Origin of the sequence: Nocardia cyriacigeorgica (assembly GCF_029868385.1) — a bacterium.
Lineage (GTDB): Bacteria > Actinomycetota > Actinomycetes > Mycobacteriales > Mycobacteriaceae > Nocardia > Nocardia cyriacigeorgica_F.
On sequence record NZ_JARWNX010000037.1, the window covers coordinates 157,280 to 166,546 of the forward strand.

Here is a 9,267-nt window from a genome sequence, read left to right on the forward strand (position 1 = left end):
TATCAGGGCAGCCGGGCGGCGATATCGTCGATCAGCCACGGCCCGTCGGCCTCGATGGTCTTCACGTCATGCCAGCCTGCCAGCTCGGAGATGGCGCCGCCCTGGACCGCGAACACCTTGCCGGTGAGCGGGCACTTCTCCGAGGCCAGGTACGCCACGAGCGGGGAGATGTTGGCGGGGCTGAACGCGTCGAACTCACCCTCCTCGACCTCGGCGGCGAAGATCGCGCCCATACCGGGTGTGGCGAGGGTGAGCCGGGTGCGTGCCATGGGCGCGATGGCATTGACGCGCACGCCGTAGCGTTCCAGTTCGTCGGCGGCGACCAGCGTCAAGGCCGCGATACCCGCCTTGGCCGCGCCATAGTTGGCCTGACCCGGATTGGGGATGGTGACACCGGAGGCGGACGCGGTATTGATCACGGCGGCGTTGAGCTGATTGCCCGCCTTGCTCTGGTCCTTCCAGTACGCGGCGGCATGATGCAGTACCGCGGCGTGGCCCTTGAGGTGGACCGCGATCACCGCGTCCCACTGGGATTCTTCGAGCCCGGCGACGAAACCGTCGCGCAGAATGCCCGCATTGTTGACGACGATATCGAGCTTGCCGAATTCGGCGACGGCCTGATCGACCAGTTTCTTCGCCCCGTCCCAGGTGGCGATGTTCTCGGTATTGGCCACCGCGCGCCCGCCCGCGGCCACGATCTCATCGGCCACTTCCTGCGCTGGGCCCACATCGGCGCCCTCGCCCGCATTGCTGCCACCGAGATCGTTGACGACCACCGCGGCCCCTTCGGCGGCGAACAGCAGCGCGTGTTCACGACCGATCCCCCGGCCAGCGCCGGTGATGACGGCGACCCGTCCTTCGAGTGCACCCATGATTCGAAACTCCTTCACAGCTATGAGGAAAAGCCGCGGCGCCGCGAACCGGTCACGGCACCGCGACGACGTGATCAGTCGGCGACGACGGCGAGCCCGTCGGTGAGTACCAGGTCCGCTCCGCGCGCGGTACGGAAGGCGTAGGTGGTGGCGCCGTCCTCGGCGCCGACCCGCCAGATCTGGGTCTCCAGATCGTCGTCGGGGAACACCATCTTCGAGAACCGCACCGCGAAGCGCTTCAGCCGATGCACATCGGATTCGGCGACCGAGGTGAGCACACCCCACGACGACATCGCCATGGTGCACAGGCCATGCGCGATGATGCCGGGCAGACCCGCGTCCTTGGCCACCTGTTCGTCGAGGTGCAGCGGAACCGGATCACCCGAGGCGGGCGCGTACCGATAGGTCTGGTCATGATCGACGTGATGGGCGACCGTCGCCAGCGGCGGTTGTTCGGCCAGCGCCGGATCGAACTTGTGCGCGGGCGCCGATTCGCCGACCTTCGTACCGACATCGATATTGCGGAAGAAGGCGGTCAGGTACTGCTCATTGACCAGTTCGCCGTCCTCGGTACGGCATTCGATCAAGATCGTGATCGTGGTGCCGTTCTCGCGGCCCTCGTAGCCGATGGCCTTGGCCCGCGAGACGAGCTTGTCACCGGGGCGGATGGGGCGATGGAAATGGAAATCCTGCTCGCCGTGCACGACCCGCCCGAAGATGTCCATCGGCACCACATCGATGACCGGCATCATCATGGCCTCGAAGACCGGGACGATGCCGAACACCGGTGCGGCGACCGTACCGGCCAGATGTTCGGGGATCGGGTCGTTGGTGGCGGCCGCGTATTCGGCGATCCGTTCCGCGGTGACCTCGAAACGTTCCTCATCGGACCATACGTTCAGGCCGGAGTCGTCGAATTCGATGCTCTTGCCTGCTGTTTCGGTCGTCATGCGAGCGCCCGATCAGGCCGACGCCAGCGCGTCGAGCTGCTCGAGGGTCTTGTCCAACTGCTTGGCCCCGTCCTTCTCGACAGCCTTGCCGAGCGCGCCCTTGATCAGCGCACCCTCGAAATCGCCGTCGACGGAGAATTTGCTGCCCGGACCCTCCGGCTGGATCTCGAAGGTGAACCGCACCTTGACACCGGCCATGCCGGTTCCGCTGAGCACCAGCTTGTTCGGCGCCTCGACGCTCTCGACCACCCATTCGATCTTGTTGGCCATGCCGAGCATGAAGATCTTGGCGACCAGTTTGGAGCCGGCAGTGAGGGTGGCGGGCGGCTCCTCCATCCAGCGCTCATGGATGGTGAACCATTTGTCCCAGGTGGCGGTGTCGGAGACGACGGCCCAGACGGCCTCCGGGGTGGCGTTCAGGTTCTTGGTGGCGTCGATATGGCCCATGGTCTTACTCCTCGTCGAGTACGGATATCGGTGTCAGCGCAGGGCGCGCTGGTAGGCGGTGACGACGGCGGCGCCGCCGAGGCCGATGTTGTGTTGCAGGGCGGCGGTGACGTTGTCGACCTGACGCTTGTCGGCGGTGCCGCGCAACTGCCAGGTGAGTTCCGAGCACTGCGCAAGGCCGGTCGCACCGAGCGGATGCCCCTTGGAGATGAGGCCGCCGGACGGGTTGACGACCCATTTGCCGCCGTAGGTGGTCTGGTCGGCGTCGAGCAGTTTCGCCGCCTCACCCTCGCCGCACAGCCCCAGCGCTTCGTAGAGCAGCAGCTCATTGGCGGAGAAACAGTCGTGCAGCTCGATGACCTGGAAATCCTCCGGCCCGAGCCCGGCCTGGTCGTAGACCTTGCGCGCGGCCTGCACGTTCATGTCGTAGCCGATGATGTTCTTGGCGGTGCCGTCGAAGGTGGAGGCGTAGTCGGTGGTCATCGTCTGACCGACGATCTCCACCGCCTGCCCGGCCAGATCGTGCGAGTCCACGAAATCCTCACTGGCCAGGATCACCGCACCGGAACCGTCCGAAGTCGGCGAGCACTGCAATTTGGTGAGCGGGTCGTAGATCATCCGCGCACCCAGGATGTCGTCCATCGTGTACTCGTCCTGGAACTGCGAGTACGGATTGTTCACCGAATGCTTGTGGTTCTTGTAGCCGATCTTCGCGAAATGCTCCGGCGTGCTGCCGTACTGCTTCATATGCTCGCGACCGGCGGCGCCGAACATCCACGGCGCTACCGGGAACAGCACCTCGGAGATCTCGGCCAGCGCCAGAATGTGCTTGCCCATGGGCTGCTCGCGGTCGTCCCAGGTGGATTCCAAGGAACCGGGCTTCATCCGCTCGAAGCCGAGCGCGAGGGTGCACTCGGCCAGCCCACCCCGAATCGCCTGCGCCGCAAGGTAGAGCGCGGTGGAACCGGTGGAGCAGTTGTTGTTGACATTGACCACCGGGATGCCGGTCATGCCGAGTTCGTAGACCGCCCGCTGCCCGGAGGTCGACTCGCCGTAGACATAGCCCACATAGGCCTGTTCCACTTCGCGGTAGTCGATTCCGGCATCGGCCAGCGCCTTGGTCCCCGACTCCCGTGCCATATCCGGGTAATCCCACTCGGTGCCGTCGTCGTTCTTGCGTCGGCCGGGCTTCTCGAACTTCGTCATCCCGACACCGACGACATAGACCTTGTTCGCCATCGAACTCCTCACCTTGTGCCACCCCGATGACCTCGGAGCCGCTCGCAGGTAACCGCGCCAGCCGCGGCTCGACCGGTTACAAACATACAAGTGTGTATGTAACCACGCAAGGGCATGGCGGATTCTGCCCCGGGGAGGACACTCGACCTCGGATAGAACGAAGCATCGGGACATACATGTCGAGCTGCTACGACAAGCCATCCCTCGATGACCGTCCCGGGAACGTACGCACACGGAGGCCGCACAGTATGCCCCCGGAGCAGAAGGAGTGCCGCCCAGCCCATCCACACCATCGAGCGAGTGGGGCAGGAAAGGACCCCGCGCTGTCAGGAGTTCGAGATCAGCCGGAGCGCCGACACCGATGCCCCGGACCGATCATCCCCACCGCGGATGTCGCGCTGCTCCGGCGCATCCGCGGTGGCGGCGGCTCACGAAGCCGAAGACACCTTCGGAGTGAGCGCGGCCTCGGCGATCGTGCGCAGATGCGCGCACGCGCGACCCCAGCGCCGACGCGCCCGATCGGGATCGGGATCGATGAAATTCGAGATCAGGATGCCACGCAGGGCGTCCATGGCGGTGTAGACGAAATCGCGGGCGTCCTTGCGGCGCACCTCGTCCGGGACGAACCGCGCGACCGCGAGCAGTACCGCGTTGTTGACGAACGGCTCGACCTTTTCCATCGCGGCGGCCAGCACCGGGTCCGTGCGTCCGGCCACCCACAGTTCGACGGTGGCGATGAACAGCGGACCCTGGTGCAGTTCCCAGAGGAATTCCAGGGCCGCGTCGACCGGATCGTCGACATTGCCCACTCGGCCCATATCGCGCATGGCGGTTTCGGCCCGGCGCTGCGCCAGATGGCTGATGGCGGCGACCACCAGGTCGTTCTTGGACCCGAAATGGTGCACCTGCGCGCCGCGGGTGACGCCGGCGCGTTCGGCGACACGGGGCGTCGTCGTACCCGCGTAACCGTATTCGACCAGGCAGTCGATGGTGGCGTCGAGCAGCCGGACCCGCATCTCACTACTGCGCTGCTCCTGGGTGCGGCGCGCGGGCTTGGAGAGTGCGGTTCTGGCCATTCGGACGATTCTACCTTTACATTCAGCCCGGTATGTTCACGAGGCGGCGACGATATGCGGTTCGCGGCGACGGAAGGTGCGGCGATATTCGCCAGGGGTCACCCCCACCACCGTCACGAAGTGGCGGCGCAGGTTCGTCGCCGTGCCGAGCCCGGTCATCCGACCGATCCGCTCCATCCCGAAATCCGTTGCTTCCAGCAGTGATTGCGCGTGCGCCAAGCGTTGGTTGAGCAACCACCGCATCGGCGTGACCCCTTTCGACTGGTGCAGCCGCCGATGGAAGGTCCGCGGGCTCATATTCGCGCGGGCGGCCAGCGTGTCCACGGTCAGCGGTTGATCGAGATTGGCCACCGCCCATTCCAGTACCGGACCGAGATCGTCGGACTCCGAGGAAGGCACCGACAGCTCGACGAACTGCGCTTGGCCGCCGGAGCGATGTGGCGGGATCACCATCCGCCGGGCGAGCCGATTGGCGACGAGGGCCCCGAAGTCGCGGCGCACCAGATGCAGGCACAGGTCGAGCGCCGCCGACATACCCGCACTGGTGAGCACGTCACCGTCGTCGACATACAGCACCGAATCGTCGACCTCGATCCGCGGATATCGCGCGGCCAGCGCCGCCGCATGCTCCCAGTGCGCGGTGACCCGCCGTCCGGTGAGGATCCCGGCCTCGGCCAGCGCGAAGATCCCGTCGCACAGGGCGACGATGCGCGCTCCCCTGGCATGGGCGGCGGTGATCGCGTCCACCAGCTCGGCCGGGACCGTGCCGCCCTCGCGCAGGTAATCGTGCGCGACCGACGGCACGATGACGGTATCGGCGGTGAGCAGATCCGCCCGTCCGTATTCGGCGCGCAGATAGGTGCCGAATCCGAGTGGCTGGGTCCGCGGCTGCGATTCCACCGTGCAGACGCGCAGCTCGTACCAGGGATCGGCGAGATCGGGCTGCGGTGTGCCGAAGATCGAGGCGACCACGCCGAGTTCGTACAGGTCCCAGGGATGCAGTTCACCGGGCGAGACGGCCAATGCCACGACGTGTGCGCTCATGACCACCAGACTATGGCAGTAATCGTTCGTTTGCCGTCAGTCCTGCCACTCACGCTGCGCCGCTGAATGCGGAAAACTCGAAGCCGGGCCCACACCACAGACATCACCAGCAACAGGAGTCACATCATGACCATCAACCGCACTTCGGTGACCGTCCTCGGGCTCGGCCGGATCGGCGCCGCACTCGCCGAACTGTTCCTGCGCAACGGCCATCCGACCACGGTGTGGAACCGCACCCCCGGCAAAGCACCCCAGCTCGATGAACTCGGGGCGCGGCGCACGGATTCTGCGGCGGACGCGATCGCCGCGAGCGAATTGATCGTGATCGCGGGTGTCGATACCGCGACAGCGACCGCACTGATCGGCGAGGCGGGCGTGCTGGTGGCGGGCCACGATGTCCTCAACGTCGCCACCGGACGCCCCGACCAGGCCCGCGAGCTGGCGACCCTGGTCGGCGAACTCGGCGGACAGTTCTTGGACGGCGCGATCCTCGGCGTCCCGCAGACCCTCGGCACCGCCGACACACTGTTCCTCTACAGCGGCTCCGCCGAGGCCGAACAGCGGCATGCGGATACTCTCGCCGAACTCGGCATGGTGAACTACCTCGGCGCCGACGCCGGCCTGGCCGGACTGCACGATATGGCCGTACTGGCCGGGATGTACGGCCTGTTCGGCGGCTTCTTCCAGGCGGTGGCCATGGTGGACAGCGAGGGCGTCGGCGCCACCACCTTCACCGCCGACCATCTGCTCCCGTGGCTGCGCTCACTGCTGGATCTGCTGCCGACCCTGGCCGCCGAGATCGAATCACGGGAGTTCCCGGTGAACTTCTCCGACCTCGCCGCCAACCGTGTCGGACTCGACAACATCCGCACCGCCGCACACAACCAGGGCGTCTCCAGTGAACTCATCGACCCGCTGCAACGCCTGTTCGACCGGCAGGACGAACTCGGTCACGGTGCGGACAGTTTCACCGCCGCCATCTCGGGGCTGCTCACCTCCGGCCGTCCGGTCGGTGTCCGCTGAAGGACCACCACGAAAACACTTCGGGCACCCCGCATGATGTGCGGGGTGCCCGGGTATCCAGCCGGACCGTTGCCTGTTGGCCGCGACGCCTCGGTAGAGACGTCCGACGGCCGACAGCGGTCGCGCCGAGACGATCGGCTCGGCTCAGCGGATGGCGCGCGCCAGATTGGCGTCGAGCGCGGCCAGGAACTCCTCGGTGCTCAGGTAGCCCTGGTCACCGCCGACGAGCAGCGCGAGGTCCTTGGTCATCTGACCACCCTCGACGGTCTTGATGACCACGTCCTCGAGGGTCTGCGCGAAGCCGATCACCTCGGGGGTGTTGTCCAGCTTGCCGCGGTGCTCGAGGCCGCGGGTCCAGGCGAAGATCGATGCGATCGGGTTGGTCGAGGTCGGCTTGCCCTGCTGATGCTGGCGGTAATGCCGGGTGACGGTGCCGTGCGCGGCCTCGGCCTCGCAGGTCTGGCCGTCCGGGGTCAGCAGCACCGAGGTCATCAGACCAAGCGAACCGAAGCCCTGGGCCACGGTGTCGGACTGCACATCGCCGTCGTAGTTCTTGCAGGCCCAGACATAACCGCCCTCCCACTTCATGGAGGAGGCGACCATATCGTCGATCAGGCGGTGCTCGTAGGTGAGGCCCGCCGCGTCGAACTGGCTCTTGAACTCGGCGTCGAAGACCTCCTGGAAGGTGTCCTTGAACATGCCGTCGTAGGCCTTCAGGATGGTGTTCTTCGTCGACATGTACACCGGGTAGTTCTGCTGCAAGCCGTAGTTGAACGAGGCCCGCGCGAAGTCTTCGATCGACTTCTTGAAGTTGTACATGCCCATGACGACGCCGCCGTCCTCTGGCATCTTCACGACCTCGTGCACGATCGGCTCACTGCCGTCTTCCGGGGTGAACGTCAGGGTGACGGTGCCGCCCTGGAACACCTTGAAGTCGGTGGCGCGGTACTGGTCACCGAAGGCATGACGGCCGATGATGATCGGCTTGGTCCAGCCGGGAACCAGACGCGGAACGTTGGAGATGATGATCGGCGCGCGGAAGATCGTGCCGCCGAGAATGTTGCGGATGGTGCCGTTGGGCGAGCGCCACATCTTCTTGAGACCGAACTCTTCGACCCGGGCCTCATCGGGGGTGATGGTGGCACATTTCACGCCGACGCCGTGCTTTTTGATGGCGTTCGCGGCGTCGACAGTGACCTGGTCGTCGGTCTTGTCACGGTACTCGATGCCGAGGTCGTAGTACTCGAGGTTCACATCGAGGTACGGGTGGATCAGCTTGTCCTTGATGAACTGCCAGATGATCCGGGTCATCTCGTCGCCGTCGAGTTCTACGACGGTGCCTTCAACCTTGATCTTGGACATGGATCTTCGTGTCCTCCTAGGATGGTGCCCTCATTGCACGGCCAGGCGAACACGCTTGTGAGCGGACCCCAGCTGTTCAACAGACAACGTATACGCCTCGTGTTGTCCGCGAGACGTCTGGTGTAAACAAGACAAGCGTACTGCTGGTAGTCATCTCACCGCGCGGGTAGGGCCGGGTGTGAGCCGGATTACGGTTCGCCGTCGATTCCACCGCAGGTCACCTGTCACTGATCCCGAGCATAGGAAGCCGGGGTTCGAGCCGGAAGGGCTCGCCGGTTACGATGTCGGTCAGGTCATGAGAGCCAGTGCCAAGCCCCGGCTAGCTGGACGGCAACCCTCCTGCGGCGGTGGGGTGCTCCGGGTGAGGACCGGGCTCCCGAGAGCCGGGAGCAAGCGCGCATGTAGGAGGTCACCGAGATGTGTTGTTGTTGTTTGTCGCTCGCGCACAGATAACCCAGTAGTCCCGGCGAACACCCTTTGGAGCCTTCCTTGACCGACCACACCGTGCCCGATCCGACCGCCTCCTGGTCGTTCGAGACCAAGCAGATCCATGCCGGTCAGACCCCCGATGGCAGTACCGGCGCGCGTGCGTTGCCGATCTACCAGACCACGTCCTACGCGTTCCGTGATACCGATCATGCGGCGGCGTTGTTCGGGTTGGCCGAGCCCGGCAATATCTACACCCGCATCATGAACCCCACCCAGGACGTGGTGGAGCAGCGGATCGCGGCCCTGGAAGGCGGGGTCGCGGCGCTGCTGCTGTCCTCCGGGCAGGCCGCCGAAACCTTCGCGATCCTGAATATCGCGGGCGCCGGCGATCACATCGTGTCCAGCCCGCACCTGTACGGCGGCACCTACAACCTCTTCCACTACACGCTGCCCAAGCTCGGTATCGAGGTCTCCTTCGTCGACGATCCCGACAACCTCGAGCAGTGGAAAGCGGCCGTGCGGCCCAACACCAAGGCCTTCTACGGCGAGACCATCGCCAACCCGAGCAGCGCGGTATTCGACATTCCCGGTATCTCCGCGGTGGCGCATGCGGCGGGTGTGCCGTTGATCGTGGACAACACCGTCGCGACGCCGTATCTGATTCAGCCGTTGGCGCACGGCGCTGACATCGTGGTGCATTCGGCCACGAAATACCTCGGTGGGCACGGTGCCGCGGTCGCGGGGGTGATCGTCGATGGCGGCAGCTTCGACTGGCGTGTCACCGACACCGACGGGCAGTCGCGGTTCCCGGGGTTCACCACCCCC

9 protein-coding genes and 1 riboswitch are annotated in these 9,267 nt (G+C 65.5%); of the genes, 2 read left to right on the forward strand and 7 right to left on the reverse strand.

The features are described from left to right. Window positions 1-2 precede the first annotated feature (2 nt). The 6 genes from QH168_RS08320 to QH168_RS08345 all read right to left on the reverse strand — a co-directional run bounded on the left by QH168_RS08320 (window position 3) and on the right by QH168_RS08345 (window position 5,628). Entirely contained in the window at window positions 3-872 is an 870-nt protein-coding gene (locus QH168_RS08320) for an SDR family oxidoreductase (protein ID WP_280233936.1), read from the reverse strand. Window positions 873-946: 74 nt separating this feature from the next. Continuing rightward, a complete protein-coding gene (locus tag QH168_RS08325) occupies window positions 947-1,822 on the reverse strand; it encodes a MaoC/PaaZ C-terminal domain-containing protein (protein ID WP_280233937.1) in 876 nt (291 codons plus the stop codon). 12 nt (window positions 1,823-1,834) lie between these two features. After that, the gene (locus tag QH168_RS08330) at window positions 1,835-2,269 is read right to left on the reverse strand and encodes a type II toxin-antitoxin system Rv0910 family toxin (protein ID WP_280233938.1); all 435 of its coding nucleotides are present in this window, start codon (window positions 2,267-2,269) and stop codon (window positions 1,835-1,837) included. A 33-nt stretch (window positions 2,270-2,302) separates the two neighbouring features. After that, window positions 2,303-3,508, reverse strand: a complete 1,206-nt coding sequence (locus tag QH168_RS08335) for a lipid-transfer protein (protein WP_280233939.1) — start codon at window positions 3,506-3,508, stop codon at window positions 2,303-2,305. A 428-nt stretch (window positions 3,509-3,936) separates the two neighbouring features. Further along, complete coding sequence (locus tag QH168_RS08340; RefSeq protein WP_280233940.1) at window positions 3,937-4,584, reverse strand: TetR/AcrR family transcriptional regulator; 648 nt, start codon at window positions 4,582-4,584, stop codon at window positions 3,937-3,939. 36 nt (window positions 4,585-4,620) lie between these two features. Next, window positions 4,621-5,628, reverse strand: a complete 1,008-nt coding sequence (locus QH168_RS08345) for a helix-turn-helix domain-containing protein (protein ID WP_280233941.1) — start codon at window positions 5,626-5,628, stop codon at window positions 4,621-4,623. Between the two features lie 66 nt (window positions 5,629-5,694). On the opposite strand from QH168_RS08345, the gene QH168_RS08350 reads away from it, so the two are divergent. Beyond that, window positions 5,695-6,651, forward strand: a complete 957-nt coding sequence (locus QH168_RS08350) for an NAD(P)-dependent oxidoreductase (RefSeq protein ID WP_280233942.1) — start codon at window positions 5,695-5,697, stop codon at window positions 6,649-6,651. A 144-nt stretch (window positions 6,652-6,795) separates the two neighbouring features. Here the strand turns inward: QH168_RS08350 and QH168_RS08355 are convergent, their stop codons facing one another. Continuing rightward, window positions 6,796-8,013: an NADP-dependent isocitrate dehydrogenase gene (locus tag QH168_RS08355; protein WP_280233943.1), complete on the reverse strand. Its 1,218-nt coding sequence runs from the start codon at window positions 8,011-8,013 to the stop codon at window positions 6,796-6,798. A gap of 291 nt (window positions 8,014-8,304) precedes the next feature. Continuing rightward, window positions 8,305-8,415, forward strand: a riboswitch (SAM riboswitch). Between the two features lie 87 nt (window positions 8,416-8,502). Here QH168_RS08355 and QH168_RS08360 point away from each other — a divergent pair. Continuing rightward, window positions 8,503-9,267 (forward strand): PLP-dependent transferase (locus QH168_RS08360; RefSeq protein ID WP_280233944.1); only part of this gene is annotated, 765 nt, incomplete at its 3' end.